This is a genomic window from Pseudomonas sp. L5B5 (genome assembly GCF_020520285.1).
In the GTDB taxonomy this organism is placed as follows: domain Bacteria; phylum Pseudomonadota; class Gammaproteobacteria; order Pseudomonadales; family Pseudomonadaceae; genus Aquipseudomonas.
The window spans coordinates 3,129,891-3,153,584 of the sequence record NZ_CP084742.1 but is presented as its reverse complement, the minus strand read 5'-3'; the positions used below and the strand labels follow the sequence as shown (position 1 = coordinate 3,153,584).

At 61.6% G+C, this 23,694-nt stretch carries 28 protein-coding genes; 16 read left to right on the top strand and 12 right to left on the bottom strand.

What is annotated here, in order from left to right; genetic code table 11:
* Nucleotides 1–58 precede the first annotated feature (58 nt).
* The 6 genes from pmbA to LGQ10_RS14500 all read left to right on the top strand — a co-directional run bounded on the left by pmbA (nt 59) and on the right by LGQ10_RS14500 (nt 5,351).
* Nucleotides 59–1,405, top strand: coding sequence for a metalloprotease PmbA (gene pmbA, locus LGQ10_RS14525; protein ID WP_058438678.1), 1,347 nt, complete (start codon nt 59–61; stop codon nt 1,403–1,405).
* Nucleotides 1,406–1,568: 163 nt separating this feature from the next.
* Nucleotides 1,569–1,964, top strand: a complete 396-nt coding sequence (locus LGQ10_RS14520; RefSeq protein WP_226525948.1) for a FagA protein — start codon at nt 1,569–1,571, stop codon at nt 1,962–1,964.
* A complete protein-coding gene (locus LGQ10_RS14515) occupies nt 1,957–3,333 on the top strand; it encodes a class II fumarate hydratase (RefSeq protein ID WP_226525947.1) in 1,377 nt (458 codons plus the stop codon). Before LGQ10_RS14520 ends, LGQ10_RS14515 begins: the two co-directional genes overlap by 8 nt.
* A 27-nt stretch (nt 3,334–3,360) precedes the next feature.
* Nucleotides 3,361–3,810, top strand: a complete 450-nt coding sequence (locus LGQ10_RS14510) for a hypothetical protein (protein WP_226525946.1) — start codon at nt 3,361–3,363, stop codon at nt 3,808–3,810.
* 1 nt (nt 3,811) lies between these two features.
* Nucleotides 3,812–4,423, top strand: a complete 612-nt coding sequence (locus tag LGQ10_RS14505) for a superoxide dismutase (protein ID WP_058436893.1) — start codon at nt 3,812–3,814, stop codon at nt 4,421–4,423.
* A 34-nt stretch (nt 4,424–4,457) separates the two neighbouring features.
* Nucleotides 4,458–5,351 carry a ZIP family metal transporter gene (locus LGQ10_RS14500; RefSeq protein ID WP_226525945.1) on the top strand — a complete coding sequence of 298 codons (894 nt, stop codon included), beginning with the start codon at nt 4,458–4,460 and terminating at the stop codon, nt 5,349–5,351.
* A gap of 28 nt (nt 5,352–5,379) precedes the next feature.
* On the opposite strand, the gene LGQ10_RS14495 is transcribed toward LGQ10_RS14500, so the two are convergent.
* From LGQ10_RS14495 to LGQ10_RS14450, 10 genes are all read right to left on the bottom strand, one after another.
* On the bottom strand, nt 5,380–5,652 hold the full coding sequence (locus LGQ10_RS14495; protein ID WP_058436895.1) for an HPr family phosphocarrier protein: 273 nt from the start codon (nt 5,650–5,652) through the stop codon (nt 5,380–5,382).
* Nucleotides 5,653–5,668: 16 nt separating this feature from the next.
* Nucleotides 5,669–6,526, bottom strand: coding sequence for an RNase adapter RapZ (gene rapZ / locus LGQ10_RS14490; protein WP_011059266.1), 858 nt, complete (start codon nt 6,524–6,526; stop codon nt 5,669–5,671).
* A gap of 2 nt (nt 6,527–6,528) precedes the next feature.
* Nucleotides 6,529–6,993, bottom strand: coding sequence for a PTS IIA-like nitrogen regulatory protein PtsN (gene ptsN / locus LGQ10_RS14485; RefSeq protein ID WP_011059267.1), 465 nt, complete (start codon nt 6,991–6,993; stop codon nt 6,529–6,531).
* 12 nt (nt 6,994–7,005) lie between these two features.
* Nucleotides 7,006–7,311, bottom strand: coding sequence for a ribosome hibernation-promoting factor, HPF/YfiA family (gene hpf / locus LGQ10_RS14480; protein ID WP_011059268.1), 306 nt, complete (start codon nt 7,309–7,311; stop codon nt 7,006–7,008).
* Nucleotides 7,312–7,469: 158 nt separating this feature from the next.
* Nucleotides 7,470–8,963 (bottom strand): RNA polymerase factor sigma-54, encoded by a 1,494-nt coding sequence (locus LGQ10_RS14475; RefSeq protein ID WP_226525944.1) that lies wholly within the window; start codon nt 8,961–8,963, stop codon nt 7,470–7,472.
* A gap of 181 nt (nt 8,964–9,144) precedes the next feature.
* Nucleotides 9,145–9,870: an LPS export ABC transporter ATP-binding protein gene (gene lptB, locus LGQ10_RS14470; protein ID WP_058436531.1), complete on the bottom strand. Its 726-nt coding sequence runs from the start codon at nt 9,868–9,870 to the stop codon at nt 9,145–9,147.
* Nucleotides 9,870–10,415, bottom strand: a complete 546-nt coding sequence (gene lptA / locus LGQ10_RS14465; protein ID WP_058436530.1) for a lipopolysaccharide transport periplasmic protein LptA — start codon at nt 10,413–10,415, stop codon at nt 9,870–9,872. The genes lptB and lptA overlap by 1 nt, the downstream gene beginning before the upstream one ends.
* Nucleotides 10,402–10,974 (bottom strand): LPS export ABC transporter periplasmic protein LptC, encoded by a 573-nt coding sequence (lptC, locus tag LGQ10_RS14460; RefSeq protein ID WP_226525943.1) that lies wholly within the window; start codon nt 10,972–10,974, stop codon nt 10,402–10,404. Before lptC ends, lptA begins: the two co-directional genes overlap by 14 nt.
* A gap of 10 nt (nt 10,975–10,984) precedes the next feature.
* Nucleotides 10,985–11,509 (bottom strand): KdsC family phosphatase, encoded by a 525-nt coding sequence (locus tag LGQ10_RS14455; RefSeq protein ID WP_058436528.1) that lies wholly within the window; start codon nt 11,507–11,509, stop codon nt 10,985–10,987.
* On the bottom strand, nt 11,510–12,484 hold the full coding sequence (locus LGQ10_RS14450) for a KpsF/GutQ family sugar-phosphate isomerase (RefSeq protein WP_058436527.1): 975 nt from the start codon (nt 12,482–12,484) through the stop codon (nt 11,510–11,512). It abuts the gene before it with no gap.
* Nucleotides 12,485–12,748: 264 nt separating this feature from the next.
* Here LGQ10_RS14450 and LGQ10_RS14445 point away from each other — a divergent pair, with 264 nt between their 5' ends.
* From LGQ10_RS14445 to hisC, 10 genes are all read left to right on the top strand, one after another.
* Nucleotides 12,749–13,558, top strand: coding sequence for an ATP-binding cassette domain-containing protein (locus tag LGQ10_RS14445; protein ID WP_058436526.1), 810 nt, complete (start codon nt 12,749–12,751; stop codon nt 13,556–13,558).
* The gene (mlaE, locus tag LGQ10_RS14440; RefSeq protein WP_058436525.1) at nt 13,558–14,355 is read left to right on the top strand and encodes a lipid asymmetry maintenance ABC transporter permease subunit MlaE; all 798 of its coding nucleotides are present in this window, start codon (nt 13,558–13,560) and stop codon (nt 14,353–14,355) included. The genes LGQ10_RS14445 and mlaE overlap by 1 nt, the downstream gene beginning before the upstream one ends.
* Entirely contained in the window at nt 14,355–14,822 is a 468-nt protein-coding gene (mlaD, locus tag LGQ10_RS14435) for an outer membrane lipid asymmetry maintenance protein MlaD (protein WP_058436524.1), read from the top strand. Before mlaE ends, mlaD begins: the two co-directional genes overlap by 1 nt.
* 11 nt (nt 14,823–14,833) lie before the next feature.
* A complete protein-coding gene (locus tag LGQ10_RS14430; RefSeq protein ID WP_058436523.1) occupies nt 14,834–15,487 on the top strand; it encodes a phospholipid-binding protein MlaC in 654 nt (217 codons plus the stop codon).
* On the top strand, nt 15,484–15,789 hold the full coding sequence (locus tag LGQ10_RS14425) for a lipid asymmetry maintenance protein MlaB (RefSeq protein ID WP_226525942.1): 306 nt from the start codon (nt 15,484–15,486) through the stop codon (nt 15,787–15,789). Before LGQ10_RS14430 ends, LGQ10_RS14425 begins: the two co-directional genes overlap by 4 nt.
* 117 nt (nt 15,790–15,906) lie before the next feature.
* Complete coding sequence (locus LGQ10_RS14420) at nt 15,907–16,146, top strand: BolA family protein (protein ID WP_011059280.1); 240 nt, start codon at nt 15,907–15,909, stop codon at nt 16,144–16,146.
* Between the two features lie 22 nt (nt 16,147–16,168).
* The gene (gene murA, locus LGQ10_RS14415) at nt 16,169–17,434 is read left to right on the top strand and encodes a UDP-N-acetylglucosamine 1-carboxyvinyltransferase (RefSeq protein WP_058436521.1); all 1,266 of its coding nucleotides are present in this window, start codon (nt 16,169–16,171) and stop codon (nt 17,432–17,434) included.
* 128 nt (nt 17,435–17,562) lie between these two features.
* Nucleotides 17,563–18,198 carry an ATP phosphoribosyltransferase gene (gene hisG / locus LGQ10_RS14410; RefSeq protein ID WP_058436520.1) on the top strand — a complete coding sequence of 212 codons (636 nt, stop codon included), beginning with the start codon at nt 17,563–17,565 and terminating at the stop codon, nt 18,196–18,198.
* Nucleotides 18,199–18,353: 155 nt separating this feature from the next.
* A complete protein-coding gene (gene hisD / locus LGQ10_RS14405) occupies nt 18,354–19,682 on the top strand; it encodes a histidinol dehydrogenase (protein WP_226525941.1) in 1,329 nt (442 codons plus the stop codon).
* A 2-nt stretch (nt 19,683–19,684) separates the two neighbouring features.
* The gene (gene hisC / locus LGQ10_RS14400) at nt 19,685–20,737 is read left to right on the top strand and encodes a histidinol-phosphate transaminase (protein ID WP_226525940.1); all 1,053 of its coding nucleotides are present in this window, start codon (nt 19,685–19,687) and stop codon (nt 20,735–20,737) included.
* Between the two features lie 103 nt (nt 20,738–20,840).
* Here hisC and LGQ10_RS14395 read toward each other — a convergent pair whose 3' ends face one another.
* Together LGQ10_RS14395 and LGQ10_RS14390 are read right to left on the bottom strand one after the other, a co-directional pair.
* The gene (locus LGQ10_RS14395) at nt 20,841–21,569 is read right to left on the bottom strand and encodes a DUF4198 domain-containing protein (RefSeq protein ID WP_226525939.1); all 729 of its coding nucleotides are present in this window, start codon (nt 21,567–21,569) and stop codon (nt 20,841–20,843) included.
* Nucleotides 21,570–21,581: 12 nt separating this feature from the next.
* The gene (locus LGQ10_RS14390) at nt 21,582–23,687 is read right to left on the bottom strand and encodes a TonB-dependent siderophore receptor (RefSeq protein WP_226525938.1); all 2,106 of its coding nucleotides are present in this window, start codon (nt 23,685–23,687) and stop codon (nt 21,582–21,584) included.
* Between the last annotated feature and the right edge of the window lie 7 nt (nt 23,688–23,694).

Here is a 23,694-nt window from a genome sequence, read left to right as displayed (position 1 = left end):
TGTCCGGCCCGGTCGCTCGCCGGCCTTAATCGAAAGCAGAATTTAAGTGGAGAACACCATGAGTGCAGCACAAAGCGTCGGCCCACAAGCCTTGCCGGCCCTGCAGGAGCAGGTCGAGCAGATCATTGCCGAAGCGCGGCGCCAGGGGGCCAGTGCCTGCGAGGTGGCGGTGTCGCTGGAGCAGGGTCTGTCGACCTCGGTGCGCCAGCGGGAAGTGGAGACCGTGGAGTTCAATCGCGACCAGGGCTTTGGCATCACCCTTTATGTAGGTCAGCGCAAGGGTTCGGCCAGCACCTCGGCCAGCGGTCCGGACGCCATTCGCGAAACCGTGGCGGCGGCGCTGGCGATTGCCAAGCACACTTCCGAGGATGAAGCCTCGGGCCTGGCCGATGCGTCGCTGATGGCCCGTGAGTTGATGGACTTCGATTTGTTCCACGCCTGGGACATCACCCCCGAGCAGGCCATCGAACAGGCCCTGGCCTGTGAAGCGGCGGCCTTCGGCGCGGATGCGCGGATCAAGAATGCCGACGGTACTACCCTGAACACCCATCAGGGCTGCCGGGTATATGGCAACAGCCATGGTTTCATCGGCGGTTATGCCTCCACTCGTCATAGCCTGAGTTGCGTGATGATCGCTGAGGCCGACGGCCAGATGCAGCGTGACTACTGGTATGACGTCAATCGCCAGGGCCAGTTGCTGGCGGACCCGGTGAGCATTGGCCAACGTGCTGCCCAGCGTGCCGCCAGCCGCCTGGGGGCACGTCCAGTGCCCACCTGCGAAGTACCGGTGCTGTTTTCCGCCGAGCTGGCCGGTGGCCTGTTTGGCAGTTTCCTGGGCGCCATTTCCGGCGGCAACCTGTACCGGAAATCCTCGTTCCTGGAAGGCGCCCTCGGCCAACAGCTGTTTCCCCAGTGGCTGACCCTCGATGAGCGTCCGCACCTGTTGCGCGCCATGGGCAGCTCGGCCTTCGATGGCGACGGCCTGGCCACCTACGCCAAGCCTTTCGTCAAGGATGGCGAGTTGGTCTCCTACGTGCTGGGCACCTATTCGGGGCGCAAGCTGGGCATGCCGAGCACCGCCAACGCCGGGGGCGTGCACAACCTGTTCGTCACCCATGGTGATGAAGACCAGGCGGCCCTGCTGCGGCGCATGGGGCGGGGGCTGCTGGTGACCGAATTGATGGGCCATGGCTTGAACATGGTCACCGGCGATTATTCCCGGGGTGCTGCCGGCTTCTGGGTAGAGAATGGGGAAATCCAGTTCCCGGTGCAGGAGGTGACCATCGCCGGCAACCTGCGCGACATGTTCAAGCAGATTGTCGCGGTGGGTAATGACCTGGAACTGCGCAGCAACATCCGCACCGGCTCTGTGCTGATCGAACGCATGACCGTCGCTGGCAGCTGATCGCTGCTTGTGTCTGCAGAACGCGCCTCCCTTTGGGGGGCGCGTTTTTTATGTCTGGTGTTTCTATGGCGGTGCAGGTGCTGGACAAAACCTGCACGAGCCAGATTGATTTGATTCTCAATATCATTTAATAATGAAAATCATTATTCAATGAGCCCAGGTCATGAGTTCTGCCTTGCACGAGCAGCCTTACCTTGAAAGCTGGCGCTGGATGAGCCGCCAGATCCGTTGCGCACTGGACCCGGACGAACCCCGTCTGATCGAGCATTACCTTGCCGAAGGGCGATATCTGGCTTGCTGTACGGCCATATCGACCTGGACCGTTGCCGAAACCTCCTTCCGTTTGCTGATCGATACCGCGACCGATACCGCGCTGCCCTGGCACTGGCGCAGCCTGTGCCTGGACCAGGCCTGGCGACCGTTGCGCGACATGGAGCGGTTGTCGTTGTGCAAGTGCAGGCTCAAACGCTGGCAAAGCCATGCCTGGCGACTGGCGACCTGCTCGCTGTTGCCTTCCATTCCCCTGATTGAACTGGTGCAAGGATTTCCCGATGAGTAATACCCGTATCGAACGCGACAGCATGGGTGAGTTGCAGGTCCCGGAACAGGCGCTGTATGGCGCGCAGACCCAGCGCGCGGTGGATAACTTTCCCATCAGCGGGCAGCGGATGCCGCGGGCTTTCATTCGGGCGCTGATCCTGGCCAAGGCGGCCGCGGCCAGGGCCAACGTCGAACTCGGCCAGCTCAGCGAGTCCCAGGGCAAGGCTATCGTCGATGCCGCCCAGGGGTTGCTGGAGGGCGACTTCATGCAGCATTTCCCGGTGGATATCTTCCAGACCGGTTCCGGCACCAGCTCCAACATGAATGCCAACGAAGTGCTGGCGACCTTGTCCAGCCGGTTGCTGGGCGAGGCGATCAACCCCAATGACCATGTCAACTGTGGTCAGAGCAGCAACGACATCATCCCGACCACCATCCATGTCAGTGCCGCCCTGACCTTGCATGAGCAGCTATTGCCGGCGCTGGTGCACCTGGTGGAGGTCATCGAGCACAAGGCCCTGCAGGTGCATTCGTTCGTCAAGACGGGTCGTACCCACCTGATGGATGCCATGCCGGTACGCATGAGTCAGGTCCTGGAGGGATGGGCACAGCAGCTCAAGGCCAACATCGCGCATTTGCAGGACCTGCTGCCAAGCCTGCAATCCCTGGCACAGGGAGGGACAGCGGTGGGGACCGGGATCAACGCGCATCCGGAGTTCGCCGCGCGATTCAGCCAGCAACTGAGCGAGCTGACCCAGGTGCAGTTCACCCCGGGCAAGAACCTGTTTGCCCTGATCGGCTCCCAGGATACGGCAGTGAGCGTCTCCGGCCAGCTCAAGGCTACAGCGGTGTCGCTGATGAAGATCGCCAACGACCTGCGCTGGATGAACTCCGGGCCCCTGGCCGGGCTGGGAGAGATTGAGCTGGAGGGCTTGCAGCCAGGGTCTTCGATCATGCCCGGCAAGGTCAATCCGGTGATCCCGGAAGCTACGGCGATGGTAGCGGCCCAGGTGATCGGCAACGACAGCGCCATCACCGTGGCCGGACAGTCGGGCAACTTCGAGCTCAACGTGATGCTGCCGATCATCGCCCAGAACCTGTTGAGCAGTATTGAATTGCTGGCCAACTCCAGCCGTCTGCTGGCGGACAAGGCCATCGCCAGCTTCAAGGTCAATGAAACAAAGCTCAAGGAAGCGCTCGCACGCAACCCGATCCTGGTCACCGCCCTGAACCCGATCATCGGTTACCAGAAGGCCGCGGAAATCGCCAAGACCGCCTACAAGCAAGGACGCCCGGTGATCGACGTGGCCCTTGAGCACACCGACCTGTCGCGCAGCCAACTGGAGATCTTGCTGGATCCGGAGAAGCTCACCGCAGGTGGCGTGTAATCCCCGTTACCGCTTTGGAGGCTCACCATGGAGCATTGGAAACGCACGATCGAGAGGGCCAATCGCCTGTTCATGCAGGACGAACTGGTAGATGCCCGCGAGTTCTACCTGCAGGCGCTGGCACTGGCCCAGGTGTTGTTCGAGCGCTGGCCTGATGCCGACGAAGCGGTGGCGGCCTGTGTCATTTCCCATCACAACCTGGCAGACCTGCACCTGCGCCTGAATCAGCCTGAGGAGAGCGCGGAGTATCTCTGTGCCATTCATCAGCGGTTGCTGCAGACCATGCAGAACAGCCGGTTGCCCCTGGCGCTGCGTGAAGCCGCCCTGCGCCAGAGCAGTAAGACCTACGTCGAGCTGCTCAATTTCATCGGAGAGCACGGTGAATACCCCCGTTCTCGCCGTTTGCTGGACAACAACGTCACGCGCCTGTCCCCGGACGGTCCGCTACCCGGTAACCCTTCTTACGGAGTGCACTGATATGTCCTTTACCTTGCCTGCCCTGCCTTATGCCTACGATGCCCTGGAACCGCATATCGATGCGCAGACCATGGAAATCCATTACACCAAGCACCACCAGACCTACATCAATAACCTCAATGCTGCGGTAGAAGGCACCGAGTGGGCCGGATGGGAAGTGGAAAAGCTGGTGTCCAGTGTCCAGCAGCTGCCGGAAAAGCTGCGGGCAGCGGTGATCAACCAGGGAGGCGGTCACGCCAACCACTCGTTGTTCTGGGCAGTGATGACGCCTGCCGGTGGAGGAAACCCCGATGGAGCCCTGGCTCAGGCCATTGATCGAGACCTGGGTGGTTTCGATAGTTTCAAGGAGGCGTTCACCAAGGCGGCATTGACCCGGTTCGGCAGCGGCTGGGCCTGGCTCAGCGTGACACCGGAGAAGAAACTGGTGGTGGAAAGCAGCGGTAACCAGGACAGCCCGCTGATGAACGGCAATACGCCGATCCTCGGCCTGGACGTGTGGGAGCACGCCTATTACCTGCGCTACCAGAACCGCCGGCCGGAATACATCAACGCCTTCTACAACGTCATCAACTGGCCAGAAGTCGCCCAGCGTTACCAGGCCGCGATGGCTTGATACCTCCCCATCAAAACAAGATCTAAGGCCAACTATGGGCACTGAAACACTGGCGATCAGCAGCGGACGATTGTTTCGTTATGCCTTCGGTTCGCTGTTGCTGTTGGCGGGCACGGCGTTGCTGGTGGCTCAAGGGTTGAGCTGGCTGAACCTGGAGCCGCGCCTGCTGCGCGCCTTGCAGGGTGGCTCGATCTGCGCACTGGGCACGGCACTGGGGGCGGTCCCGGTGCTGGTGATCCGGAGGATGCCGGTGGCGGTGAGCGACACCCTGCTGGGCTTTGGTGCCGGAGTGATGCTGGCGGCGACTGCGTTTTCGCTGATCGTCCCAGGCATCGCCGCAGCCCAGGACCTCGGCTTGTCTGCCTGGGGCTCCAGCAGTCTGATCTGCGCCGGCATCATGCTTGGGGCCTTTGGCCTGTTCCTGGTGGACCTCAAGGTGTCGAGGGGCAGCCCGGAGGTGCTGGTGGGCACGCCAGAGCATCCGGTAATTGCCCCGCGTATCTGGCTGTTCGTTTTCGCCATCATTGCCCATAACATTCCTGAAGGGATGGCAGTTGGGGTGTCGGCCGGAGGTGGCATGCCGGATGCGGACAGCCTGGCCATGGGCATTGCCCTGCAGGATGTGCCGGAAGGTCTGGTGATTGCTCTGGTGCTGGCGGGGGCGGGGATGTCGCGGGTCAAGGCATTCTTGATTGGTGCGGCGTCAGGCCTGGTGGAGCCGGTCTTTGCCTTGCTCTGTGCCTGGCTGGTGAGCCTGGCGCAGGTGCTGCTGCCCTTGGGCCTGGCCCTGGCGGCGGGGGCGATGCTGCTGGTAGTCACTCATGAAGTGATTCCGGAGTCGCGTCGCAATGGCCATGACAAGCTTGCCAGCCTCGGCCTGTGTATCGGCTTCTGCCTGATGATGGTGATGGACACGGCGCTCTCCTGAGTGCCGTATGGGCCTGGCCCTGGTGGGTTTACTCGCCTTCGTCGAAGTAGTTGTTGATCAGCGCTGCCAGTGCGTCCAGCGCTTCCTGCTCCTGTTCGCCTTCAGTCTTGAGATGGATCTTGGTGCCCTTGCCGGCGGCGAGCATCATCATGGCCATGATGCTCTTGCCGTCGACCATGGACTCCGGGGTTCTGCCGGCGCGGATCTGGCAGGGAAACTTGCCGGCTACGCCGACGAACTTGGCCGAGGCACGGGCGTGCAGGCCCAGTTTGTTGATGATCTCGATTTCCAGAGCTGGCATCGCGGGGTAGATCCTTTCAGCTAAGGTCGCGGTGGCGAACCTGGACGTTCTTCAGGGATTTTTGCAGGACCTGGCCCAGGCGCTCGGTCAGGTATACGGAGCGATGATGCCCGCCAGTGCAGCCGATGGCGATGGTCACGTAGGCGCGATTGCTGGCGGCAAAGCGTGGCAACCACTTGAGCAGGTAGCTGGAGATGTCTTGGAACATCTCTTCCACATCCGGTTGCGCAGCCAGGTATTCGGCCACGGGGGCGTCCAGCCCGGATTGGGCACGCAGTTCGGGCTTCCAGTACGGGTTTGGCAGGCAGCGCACGTCGAACACCAGGTCGGCGTCTACCGGCATGCCACGCTTGAAACCGAAGGACTCGACCAGGAAGGCGGTGCCCGGCTCTGGCTGGTTCAGCAGCCGCAGCTTGATGGTGTCCCGCAACTGGTACAGGTTGAGATTGGTGGTGTTGACCTTGAGGTCGGCCAAGTCGACGATCGGTCCCAGCAGTTGGGTCTCGTCGTGGATGGCCTCGGCCAGTGAACGGTTGGCGCTGCTCAGTGGATGGCGCCGCCGGGTTTCAGAGAAGCGCTTGAGCAGGGTTTCTTCATCGGCGTCCAGATACAGCACGTCACACTGGATGTGCCGGCTGCGAACTTCTTCCAGCAGCTCCGGAAAGCGCGAGAGGTGGCTGGGCAGGTTACGAGCGTCGATGGAAACCGCCACCAGTGGCTGTGCCAGCTCGGTGTGGATCAACGCGCGTTCAGCCAGTTCGGGCAGCAGCCCTGCAGGCAGGTTGTCGATGCAGTAGTAGCCGTGATCCTCGAGAACATCGAGGGCAGTGCTTTTGCCTGAGCCGGAGCGGCCGCTGACGATGATCAAGCGCATGGTTACTGACCGTTCTGTTCGTCCAGCACGACCTGGTACAAGGCTTCGTTGCTGGTGGCGCTGCGCAGCCGGTCACGCACTTCCTTGCGATCGAGCATGCTGGCAATCTGCCGGAGCAGTTCCAGGTGCGCATCGGTGGCGGCTTCCGGGACCAGCAGGACAAACAGCAGGTCCACCGGAGCGCCGTCGATGGCGTCGAAATCGATCGGAGCGTCCAGATGCATCAGCGCGCTGATGGGGGACTCGCAGCCCTTGAGGCGGCAGTGGGGAATGGCGATACCGTTGCCGAAACCGGTGGAGCCGAGTTTCTCGCGGGCGATAAGGCTCTCGAAGACATCCTGCATCTCCAGATCAGGCACTTCACGGCTGATCAGGTTGGCAATTTGTTCGAGGGCGCGTTTTTTACTGCCGCCCGGCACGTTCACCAGGGAACGGCCGGGGGTCAGGATGCTTTCAAGTCGGATCATGGGAGGGGAGTATCAGCGACCCGTGCCTTGGAGAAGGTGGAGTTGCTTTTCCTTATGCTTTTTCAGTTGGCGGTCAAGCTTGTCCGTGAGCAGGTCGATTGCGGCATACATATCGTCATGTTCTGCATTGGCTACGACCTCCCCACCGTGGATGTGCAGGGTCGCCTCGATTTTCTGCTTCAGCTTCTCGACGGCCATGGTGACCTGCACATTGGTAATCTTGTCGAAATGGCGCTCCAACCGGTCGAGTTTTTCGCCGATGTAGACGCGCAGAGGTTCAGTCACTTCAAGTTGGTGTCCACTGATGTTGACTTGCATACAGCTTCTCCTTCGTTGCCAGTGCATAACGCGGCAGGCCGTTTTGCCTGCCACCTAGACTGTGCCTGAAACCTGCTGTACATCGATCCGGCTACCGTGCCGGATCATCGCTTGGCAGATTTCAAACACACTCCGAAACGCTTTGGCCTGCCCGGCGGCTACATCAACCGCTTGCGTTCGCTGGAAGGCGCGATCCCAAGGGATTCGCGGTACTTGGCGACGGTCCGGCGGGCTACCTGAATGCCTTGTGCCTCCAGTAAACCAGCGATCTTGCTGTCACTCAACGGCTTTTTCTGATTTTCCGCAGCCACCAGTTTTTTGATGATTGCGCGGATCGCCGTGGACGAGCATTCACCGCCTTCGGAGGTGCTGACGTGGCTCGAGAAAAAGTATTTCAGTTCATATATGCCCCGTGGGGTATGCATGAATTTTTGCGTGGTCACCCGGGAAATCGTCGATTCATGCATGCCTACTGCCTCGGCAATGTCATGCAGGACCAAGGGCTTCATCGCTTCGTCGCCGTACTCGAGGAAACCGCGTTGATGCTCGACGATCTGGGTGGCGACCTTCATCAGGGTTTCATTGCGGCTCTGCAGGCTCTTGATGAACCAGCGGGCCTCCTGCAACTGGTTTCGCATGAAGGTGTTGTCGGCGCTGGTATCGGCGCGACGCACGAACCCGGCGTACTGGGCGTTGACCCGCAGGCGTGGCACGGATTCCTGGTTCAGCTCCACCAGCCAGCGTTCATTGTCCTTGCGCACGATGACGTCCGGGACTACGTATTCGGCTTCGCTGGACTCGATCTGTGAGCCTGGGCGTGGGTTGAGGCTCTGCACCAGTTCGATGACCTGGCGCAGTTCATCTTCCTTGAGCTTCATGCGACGCATCAGCTGGCTGTAGTCGCGGCCGCCCAGCAGGTCGATGTAGTCGTTGACCAGGCGCTGGGCCTCTGCCAGCCATGGTGTGCTCGGCGGCAACTGGCGCAGTTGCAGCAGCAGGCACTCGCCCAGGTTGCGGGCGCCGATGCCGGCCGGCTCGAATTGCTGGATGCGGTGCAGCACGGCTTCGACTTCGTCCAGTTCAATGTCCAGATCGGGGTCGAAGGCTTCGAGAACCTCTTCCAGGGTCTCGTCCAGGTAACCCTGGTTGTTGATGCAGTCGATCAGGGTCACTGCGATCAGGCGGTCGGTATCCGACATGGGAGCCAGGTTCAGTTGCCAGAGCAGGTGGCTCTGCAGGCTCTCGCCAGCCGAGGTGCGAGTGGTGAAGTCCCACTCGTCGTCATCGCTGCTGGGCAGGCTACTGGCGCTGGTCTGGTAAACGTCTTCCCAGGCTGTATCCACCGGCAGTTCGTTGGGAATGCGTTCGCTCCACTCGCCTTCCTCGAGGTTATCCACCGTCGGGGCGGTTTCCTGGTAGGAGGGTTCCTGGATCTCGGTGTTGGGTTTGGACTCGGTGTTGTCGGCCAGGGGGTCGCTGTTGTCGAAGTCGTCGCCTTCTTCCTGGCGTTCGAGCATCGGATTGGACTCCAGAGCCTCCTGGATTTCCTGTTGCAGGTCCAGGGTCGACAGTTGGAGCAGGCGGATGGCCTGTTGCAGCTGAGGTGTCATCGTCAGCTGCTGGCCCATTCTCAGGACTAGCGATGGTTTCATGGCAGGGGCTTAACACCTTAATTGCCGGCGCACATGCGCCATCCACTACAGGGCGCCGAAGCGCCAAACATAAGCAAATTATATGCCTGAAACTGAAGTGTTTGCCTAGAGCGCTGTAACAATAAAATTTGTAGGGTTTAACGTTCCCGACGCCCTGGCAATGGGCCCAACACCTCAGCCCTTACAGGCGGAACTCATGGCCCAGGTAGACTTCCTTGACCAGTTCGTTGGCCAGGATGGTCGCGGAATCGCCTTCGGCGATCAGTTGTCCGTCGTTGACGATGTAAGCGGTCTCGCAGATGTCCAGGGTCTCGCGGACGTTGTGGTCGGTGATCAGGACGCCGATCCCCTTGGCCTTGAGGTGGTGGATGATCTGCTTGATGTCGCCGACCGAGATCGGGTCCACGCCGGCGAAAGGTTCATCCAGCAGGATGAACTTGGGGGCAGTGGCCAGGGCGCGGGCGATTTCCACGCGGCGGCGCTCGCCACCGGACAGGCTCATGCCGAGGTTGTCGCGGATGTGGTTGATGTGGAACTCCTGCAACAGGCTTTCCAGCTCCTGGCGACGGCCGGCCTTGTCGAGTTCCTTGCGGGTCTCGAGGATGGCCATGATGTTGTCGGCCACCGACAGCTTGCGGAAGATCGAGGCTTCCTGGGGCAGGTAGCCGATGCCGGCGCGAGCACGGCCGTGCATGGGCTGGTGGCTGACATCGAGGTCGTCGATCAGGACCCGGCCCTGGTCGGCCTGGACCAGGCCGACGATCATGTAGAAGCAGGTGGTCTTGCCGGCACCGTTGGGGCCGAGCAGGCCGACGATCTGGCCGCTGTCGATGGACAGGCTGACATCACGCACGACCTGGCGGCTCTTGTAGCTCTTGGCCAGGTGCTGGGCTTTGAGAGTTGCCATTACTGCGCCTTTTGCTCGTCGGTTTTCTTTTTCGGCTGGATGACCATGTCGATCCGCGGACGTGGCGCGGTTACCGCGCTGCCGTTGGCGCGGCCGGCGTTGGCCACTTGCTTGACGGTGTCGTAGACGATCTTCTCGCCTTCGGTGGTGTTGCCGTCGTTGATCACCTTGGCCTTGTCGATCAGCACGATGCGATTTTGCTGGGCATGGTACTGGATGGTCACGGCATAGGCCTGGACCGGCTTCGGATCGGTCTGCTTCTGCAGTTGTTCGAAGTAGGCCAGGTTGCCCACCGAGGTCACCACGTCGATTTCACCGGTCTTGGCCCGGGTGATCGTCACGGTGTTGCCAGTGATCTTCATCGAACCCTGGGTGATGATCACGTCGCCCTTGTAGGTGGCCACGCCGTTCTTGTCATCAAGCTGGGCGTCATCGGCCTGGATGCGGATCGGCTGTTGGCTATCGTTCGGCAGAGCCCAGGCGCTCACGCTTCCCAGTGCTGCGCCCAGACTGAGCAAAATAGGGAGGGTTTTAACGAGCCTCATACTGTCCTCTTACGTTCGATAGCAGGTTCATCCTGCCGTCTTTCAAATACGCTTTCATTCCCTTGGCCGTGGTCACGCCATTGGCGCCGTCGATTCTAACGGCTTGCTCGGTCTGCGCATATTGCTTCTGCGGGAATACTGTCATGCGGCTGGTGGTGACCAGCAGGTTGCGATTTCTTTCGTCGGTGCGGGAAACCCGTACCGAGTCGATCAGTTCGACTTCGGTGCCATCCGGGTTGACCTCGCCGCGCTCGCTCTGGACGTGCCAGGGATAGGTAGTGCCGCGGTACATCTGCAGGTCCGGCTTGGTCAGCAGGGTCACTTCGCTGGCCTTGACATGCTCGACCTTGTCCGAAGTCATCTCGTATTGCTGCTTGCCGTCGGGCAGGTATTGCACGCTGCGTGCGTTGATCACGAAATAGTCGATGGCGCTTTCGTCAACCTGCACGACAGGCTTGTCGAGAAAACGCTCGGGGCTGATGTTCCAGTAGCCGACCGCCGCGAACAGCAGGGCGATGGTCCCGAAGATCAGGATGTTGCGAATCTTTTTGCTCAACATTGGCGGGACCCTATAGATAAGCAGCGTTGGCTGCTTCGAGGCGGTCCTGGGCTTGCAGGATCAGTTCGCAGAACTCGCGGGCGGCGCCTTCACCACCTCGCGTCGTGGTAATGCCATGGGCATGCTCGCGGACGAAGGGGGCTGCGTTGGCGACCGCCATGCCCAGTCCGACACGGCGGATCACCGGCAAGTCGGGCAGGTCGTCGCCCAGATAGGCGACCTGTTCATAGCTTAGGCCCAGTTGGGCAAGAAGCTCGTCCAGCACCACTAGTTTGTCCTCGCGGCCCTGGTACAGGTGGGGTATCCCCAGGTTCTTGGCCCGGCGCTCTACCACGGGGGTCTTGCGTCCGCTGATGATCGCCGTCTGTACTCCGGCGGCCATGAGCATCTTGATGCCCTGGCCATCCAGGGTGTTGAAGGTCTTGAACTCGCTGCCGTCCTCGAGGAAATACAGGCGCCCATCGGTCAGTACGCCGTCGACGTCGAAGACCGCCAGCTTGATGTGCTTGCCGCGTTGCAACAGATCGTCGTTCATTTACATCACTCCCGCACGCAGCAGGTCGGACAGGTTGAAGGCGCCGACCGGGCGGTCCTCGTCGTCCACCACGACCAAGGCGTTGATCCGGCTGTCTTCCATGATCTTCAAGGCTTCGGCCGCCAGCATCTCGGCACGTGCGGTCTTGCCGCGAAGGGTCATGACGTCATCGATGGTGGTGTGATGGATGTCGATGCTGCGATCCAGGGTGCGGCGCAGGTCGCCGTCGGTGAAGACTCCGGCCAGGCGCCCGTCGGCCTCGACAATGACCGTCATGCCCAGGCCCTTGCGGCTCATCTCCACCAGGGCGTCCTTGAGCAGGGTGCCGCGCTGGACTTGCGGCAGCTGTTCGCCGGCGTGCATGACGTTCTCGACTTTCAGCAGCAGGCGACGACCCAGCGCTCCCCCGGGATGGGAAAAGGCAAAGTCTTCCGCCGTGAAACCGCGGGCTTCCAGCAGGGCCACAGCCAGGGCATCGCCCATGACCAGGGCGGCGGTGGTCGAGGAGGTCGGCGCCAGGTTCAGTGGGCAGGCCTCCTGCTCGACATGCACGTTGAGATTGACGTCGGCGGCCTTGGCCAGTGGCGAGTCGGGGTTGCCGGTAATGCTGATCAGTTGGATGCCCAGGCGCTTGATCAGTGGCAGCAGGGTCACGATTTCATTGGTAGAGCCGGAGTTGGAGAGCGCCACGATCACGTCGTCACGGGTGATCATGCCCATGTCGCCATGACTGGCCTCCGCCGGATGGACGAAGAATGCCGTGGTTCCGGTACTGGCCAGGGTGGCGGCAATCTTGTTGCCGATGTGTCCGGACTTGCCCATGCCGACCACGACCACTCGGCCTTTGCTGGCCAGAATCATCTCGCAAGCGCGTACGAAATCTGCATCGATATGGGGCAGCAAGCTCTCTACTGCCTGGAGTTCGAGGCGGATGGTGCGTTGTGCTGATTGAATCAGGTCGCTGGATTGGCTCATGTCTGAAATCGTATAGCCCGATGAAAAGTCGGCGATTATAGCGGTAATGATCAAATCCCTCACGCAAGTTCGTCAGCCTTTGTCTACTTGTACAAGGAATCCGCCGATTTTGCCTGTCCTGGACCTGAACGGTCATGGCTTCGGCCTTGGGGGCTCTGCATCAGCAGTGATATAGTTCGCCGCCAGTTCGGCCTGCCCAGGGGGCACGTGCTCTCGGGAGAGAGCCCAGCGTCCGAGTGTTAGGCTGCATCGCAAGGAGTTTAGATGAGTGCTGACAACGCTTACGCGGTCGAGCTGAAGGGCGTCTCCTTCAAGCGCGGTACGCGCAGCATATTCAATAACGTGGATATCCGTATTCCGCGGGGCAAGGTCACCGGCATCATGGGGCCTTCAGGTTGTGGCAAAACCACCCTGTTGCGCTTGATGGGCATGCAGTTGCGGCCCAGCAGCGGCGAGGTGTGGGTCAATGGCCAGAACCTGCCGACCCTCTCGCGCAGCGACCTGTTCGATGCTCGCAAGCAAATGGGCGTGCTGTTCCAGAGTGGTGCACTGTTCACCGACCTGGACGTCTTCGAGAACGTCGCTTTTCCGCTGCGGGTGCACACCCAGCTGCCTGACGAAATGATTCGTGACATTGTCTTGCTCAAGCTGCAGGCCGTGGGGTTGCGAGGCGCCGTCGACCTGATGCCAGACGAGCTGTCCGGCGGCATGAAGCGCCGGGTTGCCCTGGCCCGGGCGATCGCCCTGGATCCGCAGATCCTCATGTATGACGAGCCGTTCGTGGGCCAGGACCCCATCGCCATGGGTGTGCTGGTGCGCCTGATCCGCCTGCTCAACGATGCCCTGGGCATCACCAGCATCGTGGTGTCCCATGACCTGGCGGAAACCGCGAGCATCGCCGACTACCTCTATGTCGTAGGGGATGGTCAGGTACTGGGCCAGGGAACTCCTGCCGAGTTGATGGACTCCGATAATCCGCGTATCCGGCAATTCATGAAGGGCGATCCCGACGGCCCGGTACCGTTTCACTTTCCAGCGTCGGACTACCGCGCAGATCTTCTGGGGAAGCGCTGATGCGCAAGATATCGCTAATCGAGAGAGTTCGTCTCTTCGGTCGCTCAGGCATCGATGTCCTGGCGGTACTGGGGCGTTCCACCCTGTTCCTGTTTCATGCGTTGCTCGGTCGCAGCAGCATTGGCGGCGGTTTCGGCCTGCTGGTCAAGCAGTTGCACTCGGTAGGCGTGATGTCCCTGGTGATCATTGTCGTCTCCGGGATCTTCATCGGCATGGTCCTGGCGCTGCAGGGCTTCAACATTCTTTCCAGTTACGGTTCGGAGCAGGCGGTGGGCCAGATGGTCGCCCTGACCCTGCTGCGTGAACTGGGGCCGGTGGTCACTGCATTGTTGTTCGCCGGACGTGCCGGTTCGGCCCTGACCGCCGAGATCGGCAACATGAAATCCACCGAGCAACTCTCCAGCCTGGAGATGATCGGTGTGGACCCGCTCAAGTACATCATTGCCCCGCGCCTGTGGGCTGGCTTCATTTCCCTGCCACTGCTGGCGATAATCTTCTGCGTGGTGGGCATCTGGGGCGGTTCGTGGGTGGCCGTAGACTGGCTGGGGGTCTACGAAGGCTCCTACTGGTCGAACATGCAGAACAGCGTGACCTTCAGCAGCGACGTGCTCAATGGCGTGATCAAGAGCATCGTTTTTGCATTTGTAGTGACCTGGATCGCCGTATTCCAAGGCTACGACTGTGAGCCCACCTCAGAGGGGATCAGCCGTGCCACTACCAAGACCGTGGTGTACGCCTCGCTGGCTGTACTCGGCCTGGACTTTATTCTGACCGCCTTGATGTTTGGAGATTTCTGATGCAAAACCGCACCCTGGAAATCGGTGTCGGCCTTTTCCTGCTGGCCGGCATCCTGGCTTTGCTGTTGCTTGCCCTGCGAGTCAGTGGCTTGTCTCCGACCGCGAGCACCGATACCTATAAACTTTATGCCTATTTCGACAATATCGCCGGTTTGACGGTCAGAGCCAAGGTGACCATGGCTGGTGTAGCCATCGGCAAGGTCACGGCGATCGATCTGGACCGCGACAGCTTCACCGGCCGGGTGACGATGCAACTGGAAAAGCGCGTGGATAACCTGCCGACTGACTCCACTGCATCTATCCTGACAGCTGGCCTGTTGGGTGAGAAATACATCGGTATCAGCGTGGGTGGGGAAGAAGCCCTGCTCAAGGATGGCGGGACCATCCACGACACCCAGTCGTCGCTGGTGCTGGAAGACCTGATCGGTAAATTCCTGCTCAATACCGTTAGCAAAGACGCCAAATGAGGAGTTTTTCGATGATTTCTATCTTGCGACGTGGCCTGCTGGTGCTGCTCGCTGCCCTGCCGTTGCTGGCCAATGCGGCGAACCCGACCTCTGCCCATGACCTGGTGCAGGACACCACCAATCGGCTGCTGGCCGATCTGGCCGCCAACAAAGAGAAGTACAAGCAGAGCCCATCCGAGTTCTACAACGCCTTGAACGGCATTGTCGGCCCGGCTGTGGATGCCGATGGCATTTCCCGCAGCATCATGACCGTGAAGTATTCGCGCAAGGCCACGCCTCAGCAGATGGCGCGCTTTCAGGAAAACTTCAAGCGCAGCCTGATCCAGTTCTATGGCAACGCGCTGCTGGAGTACAACAACCAGGGCATCACCATTTCCCCGCCCAAGGATGAAAGCGGCACCCGTACCAGTGTCGACATGCAGGTCAAGGGCAACAACGGCGCTATCTATCCGGTCTCCTATACCCTGGAGAAGATCAGCGACGAGTGGAAGATCCGTAACGTGATCATCAACGGCATCAATATCGGCAAGCTGTTCCGTGACCAGTTCGCCGATGCGATGCAGCGTAACGGCAACAACCTGGACAAGACCATCGACGGCTGGGCCGGCGAAGTGGCCAAGGCCAAGGAAACCACGGACAGCGCTGCGCCAAAGGCCGAGCAATGAGCGAGGCTGGAGTGCGCCTTGGTGCAGCCGGGGATTTGCTGATCAGCGGCGTGCTGGACTATCGCAGCGGCCCGGGCCTGCGCAAGCAGGGCCAGGCATTGATCAAGTCCAGCCAGGCTTCGACGCTGGTGCTGGATTGCTCGGCTGTCGAACGTTCCAGCAGCGTCGGCCTGGCATTGCTGCTGGCCTTCATGCGTGACGCCCAGGGGCTGGGCAAGACGGTGAGCGTTCGCGCATTGCCCGACGGCATGAAGGAAATCGCCGAGGTGTCCGGGGTGACCGAGATCCTCGCGCAGCCGTAGTCATTCCAGGGTCAGGCAAAGCCCCCCGTCAGAGTCCTGCAATGCGGGGTTCGCAGGCGCGGGGCTTTTTTGTATGATGTCCGACCCGCGCGCACAGGGCGCCGATTGAGGTTGAGCATGCAGGCCAACGAAGTGAAGAGCTTTCTTGAGGGAAAGCTGCCCGGAGCTCAGGTAGAAGTTGAGGGCGAAGGCTGCAACTTTCAGCTGAACGTGATTAGCGACGAACTGTCGGCCTTGAGCCCGGTGAAGCGTCAGCAGAGCATCTATGCCCATTTGAATCCATGGATTGCCGATGGCAGCATCCACGCGATCACCATGAAATTTTTCAGCCGCGCGGCCTGGGCCGAGCGCACCTGAGCCCAAGGGCGTCGAGACTGTTATGGATAAATTGATTATTACCGGCGGCGCTCGCCTTGATGGCGAGATCCGCATTTCCGGGGCCAAGAACTCCGCGCTGCCTATTCTGGCTGCAACCCTGCTGTGCGATGGCCCGGTCACCGTGGCCAACCTCCCGCACCTGCACGACATCACCACCATGATCGAGCTGTTCGGTCGCATGGGTATCGAGCCTGTGATCGACGAGAAACTGAGCGTCGAAATCGATCCGCGCACCATCAAGACCCTGGTGGCGCCGTACGAGCTGGTGAAGACCATGCGCGCCTCGATCCTGGTTCTGGGGCCGATGGTTGCCCGTTTCGGCGAAGCCGAAGTGGCCCTGCCTGGTGGCTGCGCCATCGGTTCGCGTCCGGTGGACCTGCACATCCGCGGTCTGGAAGCCATGGGCGCGGAGATCGATGTCGAAGGCGGCTACATCAAGGCCAAGGCGCCTGAAGGCGGCCTGCGCGGTGCAAACTTCTTCTTCGATACCGTGAGCGTGACCGGTACCGAGAACATCATGATGGCTGCTGCTCTGGCCAAGGGCCGCAGCGTGCTGCAGAACGCCGCCCGCGAACCTGAAGTCGTGGACCTGGCGAACTTCCTGATCGCCATGGGTGCGAAGATCTCCGGCGCTGGCACCGACACCATCACCATTGATGGCGTCGAGCGCCTGCACTCGGCGATCTACAAGGTCATGCCCGATCGCATCGAGACCGGCACCTACCTGGTGGCCGCGGCCGTTACCGGTGGTCGGGTCAAGGTCAAGGACACCGATCCGACCATCCTTGAAGCCGTACTGGAAAAACTCAAGGAAGCGGGTGCCGAAGTCACCACCGGCAGCGACTGGATCGAGCTCAACATGCACGGCAAGCGCCCCAAGGCGGTCAACGTGCGTACCGCTCCTTACCCGGCGTTCCCGACCGACATGCAGGCGCAGTTCATCTCCCTCAACGCGATTGCCGAAGGCACTGGCGCGGTGATCGAGACCATCTTCGAAAACCGCTTCATGCACGTGTACGAATTGCACCGCATGGGTGCCAAGATCCAGGTCGAAGGCAACACCGCGATCGTTACCGGCGCTGAAATCCTCAAGGGCGCGCCAGTGATGGCCACCGACTTGCGGGCATCGGCCAGCCTGGTGATTTCGGCCCTGATGGCCGAAGGCGATACCCTGATCGACCGCATCTACCACATTGACCGTGGCTACGAGTGCATCGAAGAGAAGCTGCAGATGCTGGGCGCGAAGATCCGCCGCGTACCGGGCTAGTAGCCCTGGGGCACAAGGAGGTGCCCATAGCCGAATCTGTTTCACGTCGAGCCTGTCTTCAGGCTCGACGCATGTCTGGCGCCATTTGCGTCCGGGCATCAGTCGCCGCATAAGGACTTACGTTACTCATGTTGACCATCGCACTGTCCAAGGGCCGTATCCTCGACGACACGCTGCCGCTTCTGGCTGAAGCGGGCATCGTGCCAACCGAGAATCCGGACAAGAGCCGCAAACTGATCATCCCCACGACCCAGGACGATGTACGCCTGCTGATCGTGCGAGCCACCGACGTGCCTACCTATGTCGAGCATGGTGCCGCCGACCTCGGGGTAGCCGGCAAGGACGTCCTGATGGAATACGGCAGCCAGGGCCTGTACGAGCCACTGGACCTGCAGATCGCCAAGTGCAAGTTGATGACCGCCGGTGCCATCGGTGCCCAGGAGCCCAAGGGGCGCCTGCGGGTTGCCACCAAGTTCGTCAACGTGGCCAAGCGTTACTACGCTGAGCAGGGCCGCCAGGTGGACATCATCAAGCTCTACGGTTCGATGGAGCTGGCGCCGCTGATCGGCCTGGCGGACAAGATCATCGATGTGGTCGATACCGGCAATACCCTGCGGGCCAATGGCCTGGAACCTCAGGAGATGATCGCCACCATCAGCTCCCGCCTGGTGGTCAACAAGGCCTCCATGAAGATGCAGCACGCCCGTATCCAGATGCTGATCGATACCCTGCGCAAGGCAGTGGAATCGCGACACCGCGGCTGACTCACATGCGTGGCCCCCGAGCCGCGCCCATCTATCCGCGTCATAACCAGAATGCTCAGGTGCCCACGCGGATGGCCTGGTAGTCTTGCGGCGCCTGAGTCATGCAAAACCAAGCTTGTCCTTTTGTGCATTCGCCAATCAATGAGGCCTTCGCTATGACCGCTCCCACTGCAATTCGCCGACTCAACGCTGCCGATCCGGATTTCGCCCAGCATCTGGATCATTTGCTGAGCTGGGAGAGCGTTTCCGATGACTCGGTCAATCAGCGGGTGCTGGACATCATCAAGGCGGTACGCGAGCGTGGCGACGCGGCGCTGGTGGAGTTCACCCAGCGTTTCGACGGTATGCAAGTGGCGTCCATGGCGGACCTGATCCTGCCGCGCGAGCGCCTGGAGCTGGCTTTGACCCGCATCACCCCGCAACAGCGCGAAGCCCTGGAAAAGGCGGCCAACCGCGTGCGCAGCTACCACGAGCGGCAGAAGCAGGATTCCTGGCAGTACACCGAGGCCGATGGCACCGTGCTCGGCCAGAAGGTCACGCCGCTGGACCGTGCCGGCCTCTATGTGCCGGGCGGCAAGGCCTCGTACCCATCATCGGTGCTGATGAACGCGATTCCGGCCAAGGTGGCGGGCGTCACCGAGGTGGTGATGGTGGTGCCAACGCCTCGTGGCGAAGTCAATGAACTGGTGCTGGCCGCTGCCTGCATCGCCGGGGTCGACCGGGTGTTCACCATCGGCGGGGCGCAAGCCGTTGCTGCGCTGGCTTATGGCACCGAAAGCGTGCCCCAGGTGGACAAGGTCGTCGGCCCGGGCAACATCTATGTGGCCACCGCCAAGCGTCACGTGTTCGGCCAGGTCGGCATCGACATGATCGCCGGCCCGTCGGAGATCCTCGTGGTCTGCGACGGCCAGACCGATCCTGACTGGATCGCCATGGACCTGTTCTCCCAGGCTGAGCACGACGAAGACGCCCAGGCGATCCTGGTCAGCCCGGATGCCCAGTTCCTGGATGAAGTGGCGGCGAGCATCGCCAAGCTGCTGCCGACCATGGAGCGTGCGCAAATCATCAACACCTCGATCAATGGCCGTGGCGCCCTGATCAAGGTTCGCGACATGCAGCAGGCCATCGAAGTGGCCAACCGCATCGCCCCCGAACACTTGGAGTTGTCCGTGGCCGACCCGCAGGCCTGGTTGCCGCAGATCCGTCACGCGGGGGCGATCTTCATGGGCCGCCACACCAGCGAAGCGCTGGGGGACTATTGCGCCGGGCCGAACCACGTACTGCCGACTTCCGGCACTGCGCGTTTCTCGTCACCGCTGGGGGTGTATGACTTCCAGAAACGCTCGTCGATCATCTTCTGTTCCGAGCAGGGCGCGTCGGAGTTGGGCCGCACCGCCTCGGTGCTGGCTCGTGGCGAGTCGCTGACCGCCCACGCCCGCAGCGCCGAATACCGCATCGTCGACGACCAAGATCAGGGGCAATGAGCATGAGCAAATTCTGGAGTCCGTTGGTCAAGAACCTGGTGCCCTACGTGCCGGGTGAACAACCCAAGCTGACCAGGCTGGTCAAGCTCAACACCAATGAAAACCCCTACGGCCCTTCACCCAAGGCCCTGGCGGCGATGCAGGCCGAGCTCAATGACAACCTGCGCCTGTACCCCGATCCCAACAGCGACCTGCTCAAGCAGGCGGTGGCCAGCTATTACGGGGTAGAGACCAACCAGGTGTTCCTCGGCAACGGTTCCGACGAAGTCCTGGCGCACATCTTTCATGGCCTGCTGCAACAGGACCTGCCGCTGCTGTTCCCGGACATCAGCTACAGCTTCTACCCGGTCTACTGCGGCCTGTATGGCATCGACTTCGAGGCGGTGCCGCTGGACGAGCAGTTCCAGATCCGCGTGGCCGACTATGCCAGGCCCAACGGCGGGATCATCTTCCCCAACCCGAACGCGCCTACCGGCTGCCTGCTGGCCCTGGACGCGGTGGAGCAGATTCTCAAGGCCAGTCCGGATTCGGTGGTGGTCGTGGACGAGGCCTACATCGACTTCGGTGGCCAGACCGCCATCAGCCTGGTGGACCGTTACCCGAACCTGCTGGTGACCCAGACCCTGTCCAAGTCCCGGTCCCTGGCGGGCCTGCGGGTGGGCCTGGCGGTGGGTCATCCGGACCTGATCGAGGCCCTGGAACGGGTCAAGAACAGCTTCAACTCCTACCCTCTGGATCGCCTGGCGATTGTCGGTGCGGCCGCGGCCTTCGAGGACCGCGAGTACTTCCAGAAGACGTGCCAGCAGGTAATTGAAAGTCGCGAATGGCTGGTGGCGCAGTTGCAGGCCAAGGGCTTCGAAGTGCTGCCGTCGGCGGCCAACTTCATCTTCGCTCGCCACCCGCAACACGATGCCGCAGGCTTGGCGACCAAGCTGCGTGAGGAGGGCGTGATCGTGCGTCACTTCAAGCAGCAGCGGATTGCCCAGTTCCTGCGGATCAGCATCGGCACGCCGGAGCAGAACCAGGCCCTGATCGACGGATTGGGGCAGCTCTAGGCGGCAAGCTTCAAGCGGCAAGCTAGAAGTCCAGAGCATGTGCATGGAACTTCTCGCTTGCCGCTGAAAACTTGCCGCTTGCTACTGCCGCCTGCGGCTGGGCCTACTCGTGGTGCGGCTCGCCCAGGAAGGTCAGTGAAGTGAACAGGCCACGCGAAGCGGCGTCAGGGTTGTCCTTGAGCGGCACTTCGACTTGCGCGGCAATCACGTTCAGGCCTTCGTTGCGCACCACTACCTGGGCCCGGCCCTGGGCATCGGTTTCGGTGCTCAGGGTATTGGGGGCATTGCGGTAGTCGCCCACCAGCTTCACTCCCGGCGCTGGCTGGCCGTCGAGCAGGACTCGTACGGGCAGGCTCTTGCCCGGTCCTACCAACAGCGGGTCGGTCTCGGGCAGGATCACCAGCTTGAGCTGCTCCAGGCTGGGCAACTTCGCCCCGGGCTGGTAGATCGCCAGGCTGTACTTGAAGGCATGGGTCGAGGCAATGGCCCCGGGTACCTGGCTGTGGCCTTTGTTGATCCATTGCTTGTCGGCGGTTTGCGACCAGGGCCCGTTGTCCAGCGCTACCGCCAGTACAGCGGGGGGTTTGAGAGGTTGCAGCCGGGCGTGGTCGGCAAGGCGCTGCACCGTCACCGGGATCATCCGCCCATGGTTGTCGTAGGCCCAGGCGCCGCTGATCTTGTGTGGCTTGAAGGCATCGTCCTCGGCGCCATGGCCGTACACCACTTCGATATTGCCGCGTCGCTGTTCGGTCCACAGGCCATGAGCCGAGGCCTGGGTCGCGCCCAGGGTGCCGAGCAGGCCGAGCAGGGCAAGGGTTTGCTTAGGTTGCATGGCGGTTCTCTTCTACAGGTTGAGTGTCAGGCTGACGGTGAAGTTGCGCGGCTCGCCGGGATTGACCCAGTAATTGCTGTAGGAGCGCTCGTAGTACTTCTCGTCGAACAGGTTGTTCAGGTTCAGGCCCAGGGTCAGGTTGTCGCTGGCCTTGTAATGGGCCAGCAGATCCAGGGTGCGGTAGGCGGGGAGCTCGAAGCGGCCGCCGGCTTCGCCCGAGCGATCGCCGACGTAGGTCAGGGCCGCGCCGATATCCGAGCCCTTGAGGCGACCGTCCTGGAATTCATAGACCCCCAGCAGGCTGCCACTGTGCTTGGCCACGCCGAGAATGCGGCTGCCGGCGGGAATCGTCGGGTCACCCTTGGTGACTTCGGCATCGATCAGCGCATAGGCGCCGATCACCCGTACCGCGTCGCTCAGTTGGCCGCTGAACTGCAGGTCCAGGCCCTGGCTACGGGCCTTGCCCATGGCGCGGCTGGAATCGGTGCCGGGATCCAGGGCCAGGACGTTTTCCTTGTCGATGTGGAAGGCGGCAAGGGTGGCGCTCAGGCGTTCGTCGAACAGCTCGCTCTTGATCCCCACTTCATAACCGACACCTTCCTCGGGTTTGAAGGTCTTGCCGGCAGCATCCAGCCCATTGTTGGGCTTGAACGAGGTGGAAGCGTTGGCGAACAGGCCGACTTGTGGCGTCAGTTGGTAGAGCAGGCCGGCACGCTGGGTCAGGGCGTCGTGGTTCTGGCGGTTGCGCTTGCCGGTCGTGCGGTCGTCGATGCGTTGCTCGAAATGTTCGAAGCGCGCGCCAAGCATGCCCCGCAGGTGGTCATTGAAGACGATCTGGTCCTGCAGGTTCAGCGCCCGGCTTTCGACGTGCTCGAAAAAGTCAGTGCCGGAGCGCTTGCCGTCGGGCTTGGCCTGGCCATAGACCGGGTTGTAGATATCGATGGCATAGGGGCTGCCAGCAATGGCGGTGACCCGCTCGTTCTTGCGGTAGTTCTCGTATTCGCTGCCGATCAGCAGCTCGTGCTGCCAACTGCCGAGGTCGAACAGGCCGCGCAGTTCCAACTGGGTGATGCTGTCATGCCAGTTGTTGTCCCGTTCGCGGTAGCGTCGGTTGACCGTGTGCCCGTCGGCATTCAGCGGGCGGGTTTCCGAGGCGAAGCCCCACAGCTTGCCTTCCTTGTAGTGGCTGGCCAGGCGCAGCTTCCAGCTGTCATTGAGGTGATGCTCCAGGGAGGCCTGAAGCAGGTTGTTGTGGTTGTCGATGTTGCCGTCGCTGGGTTCGCCGAGAAAGGTCGAGCGGGATACGCCGCTCCAGCGATTGTTTGGGGCGACGATGCCCCGGTCGAAGGTCGAGCTGTGCCGCACGAACTCGCTTTCCACCAGCAGGCTGGTGTCCGGGTTCAACTGCCAACTGAAGGAGGGGGCGACGAACACCCGCCGACTGTCCACGTGGTCACGGAAGCTGTGGTTGTCCTCCACTGCCAGGTTGACCCGCGACAGCAGGTTGCCCTGGGCATCCAGCGGGGTGTTGAGGTCCAGGGCGGTGCGATAGCGATCCCAACTGCCGGCGCTGGTATGCAGGGTGGCGAAAGGTTCGGGCTGGGGTTTCTTGGTGACGATGTTCACCGTTCCCCCGGGATCGCCGCGGCCGTAGAGGCTGGCAGCCGGGCCCTTGAGTACTTCGATGCGCTCGATGCTGGCGGTGTCCGGGGTGCTGGGATAACCCCGATTGGCGCTGAAGCCGTCCTTGTAGAACTCCGATGTGGTGAAGCCGCGGACACTGTACTCATACAGGGTCAGGCCGCCGAAGTTGTTCTGTTTCGAAACCCCGCCGGCAAAGTCCAGGGCGCGTTCGACACTGCTGCTGCCCAGGTCCTGGAGCACGCTGGCAGGGATCACGCTGATGGACTGGGGGATGTCGCGAATCGCGGTGTCGGTCCTGGTGGCACTCGAGGAGCGGGTGGCCCGATAACCCCTGACCGGACCGGTAGCGGATTCGGACTCACCGCTGATGCGAATGGTCTCCAGCTCCACCGGGCGAGGTTCTGCGGCGAACAGGGGGTCGGCCAGCAAGCTCAAGGCCAGGCTTGCCAGGGGGAGGGTTTTGCGGGACGTCATGAGGCTG

What these genes read in the sequence shown, in the direction of transcription:
- mlaD (WP_058436524.1), top strand. Translation starts at nt 14,355, where the DNA reads ATGCAAAACCGCACCCTGGAAATCGGTGTCGGCCTTTTCCTGCTGGCC.
- rapZ (WP_011059266.1), bottom strand. Translation starts at nt 6,526, where the DNA reads ATGCGCTTGATCATCGTCAGCGGCCGCTCCGGCTCAGGCAAAAGCACT.
- mlaE (WP_058436525.1), top strand. Translation starts at nt 13,558, where the DNA reads ATGCGCAAGATATCGCTAATCGAGAGAGTTCGTCTCTTCGGTCGCTCA.
- LGQ10_RS14475 (WP_226525944.1), bottom strand. Translation starts at nt 8,963, where the DNA reads ATGAAACCATCGCTAGTCCTGAGAATGGGCCAGCAGCTGACGATGACA.
- LGQ10_RS14395 (WP_226525939.1), bottom strand. Translation starts at nt 21,569, where the DNA reads ATGCAACCTAAGCAAACCCTTGCCCTGCTCGGCCTGCTCGGCACCCTG.
- LGQ10_RS14390 (WP_226525938.1), bottom strand. Translation starts at nt 23,687, where the DNA reads ATGACGTCCCGCAAAACCCTCCCCCTGGCAAGCCTGGCCTTGAGCTTG.
- LGQ10_RS14455 (WP_058436528.1), bottom strand. Translation starts at nt 11,509, where the DNA reads ATGAACGACGATCTGTTGCAACGCGGCAAGCACATCAAGCTGGCGGTC.
- LGQ10_RS14450 (WP_058436527.1), bottom strand. Translation starts at nt 12,484, where the DNA reads ATGAGCCAATCCAGCGACCTGATTCAATCAGCACAACGCACCATCCGC.
- LGQ10_RS14515 (WP_226525947.1), top strand. Translation starts at nt 1,957, where the DNA reads ATGAGTAATACCCGTATCGAACGCGACAGCATGGGTGAGTTGCAGGTC.
- ptsN (WP_011059267.1), bottom strand. Translation starts at nt 6,993, where the DNA reads ATGATCCGACTTGAAAGCATCCTGACCCCCGGCCGTTCCCTGGTGAAC.
- LGQ10_RS14495 (WP_058436895.1), bottom strand. Translation starts at nt 5,652, where the DNA reads ATGCCAGCTCTGGAAATCGAGATCATCAACAAACTGGGCCTGCACGCC.
- LGQ10_RS14430 (WP_058436523.1), top strand. Translation starts at nt 14,834, where the DNA reads ATGATTTCTATCTTGCGACGTGGCCTGCTGGTGCTGCTCGCTGCCCTG.
- lptB (WP_058436531.1), bottom strand. Translation starts at nt 9,870, where the DNA reads ATGGCAACTCTCAAAGCCCAGCACCTGGCCAAGAGCTACAAGAGCCGC.
- murA (WP_058436521.1), top strand. Translation starts at nt 16,169, where the DNA reads ATGGATAAATTGATTATTACCGGCGGCGCTCGCCTTGATGGCGAGATC.
- LGQ10_RS14425 (WP_226525942.1), top strand. Translation starts at nt 15,484, where the DNA reads ATGAGCGAGGCTGGAGTGCGCCTTGGTGCAGCCGGGGATTTGCTGATC.
- LGQ10_RS14420 (WP_011059280.1), top strand. Translation starts at nt 15,907, where the DNA reads ATGCAGGCCAACGAAGTGAAGAGCTTTCTTGAGGGAAAGCTGCCCGGA.
- LGQ10_RS14505 (WP_058436893.1), top strand. Translation starts at nt 3,812, where the DNA reads ATGTCCTTTACCTTGCCTGCCCTGCCTTATGCCTACGATGCCCTGGAA.
- LGQ10_RS14510 (WP_226525946.1), top strand. Translation starts at nt 3,361, where the DNA reads ATGGAGCATTGGAAACGCACGATCGAGAGGGCCAATCGCCTGTTCATG.
- lptA (WP_058436530.1), bottom strand. Translation starts at nt 10,415, where the DNA reads ATGAGGCTCGTTAAAACCCTCCCTATTTTGCTCAGTCTGGGCGCAGCA.
- pmbA (WP_058438678.1), top strand. Translation starts at nt 59, where the DNA reads ATGAGTGCAGCACAAAGCGTCGGCCCACAAGCCTTGCCGGCCCTGCAG.
- hpf (WP_011059268.1), bottom strand. Translation starts at nt 7,311, where the DNA reads ATGCAAGTCAACATCAGTGGACACCAACTTGAAGTGACTGAACCTCTG.
- LGQ10_RS14500 (WP_226525945.1), top strand. Translation starts at nt 4,458, where the DNA reads ATGGGCACTGAAACACTGGCGATCAGCAGCGGACGATTGTTTCGTTAT.
- LGQ10_RS14445 (WP_058436526.1), top strand. Translation starts at nt 12,749, where the DNA reads ATGAGTGCTGACAACGCTTACGCGGTCGAGCTGAAGGGCGTCTCCTTC.
- LGQ10_RS14520 (WP_226525948.1), top strand. Translation starts at nt 1,569, where the DNA reads ATGAGTTCTGCCTTGCACGAGCAGCCTTACCTTGAAAGCTGGCGCTGG.
- hisG (WP_058436520.1), top strand. Translation starts at nt 17,563, where the DNA reads ATGTTGACCATCGCACTGTCCAAGGGCCGTATCCTCGACGACACGCTG.
- lptC (WP_226525943.1), bottom strand. Translation starts at nt 10,974, where the DNA reads ATGTTGAGCAAAAAGATTCGCAACATCCTGATCTTCGGGACCATCGCC.
- hisD (WP_226525941.1), top strand. Translation starts at nt 18,354, where the DNA reads ATGACCGCTCCCACTGCAATTCGCCGACTCAACGCTGCCGATCCGGAT.
- hisC (WP_226525940.1), top strand. Translation starts at nt 19,685, where the DNA reads ATGAGCAAATTCTGGAGTCCGTTGGTCAAGAACCTGGTGCCCTACGTG.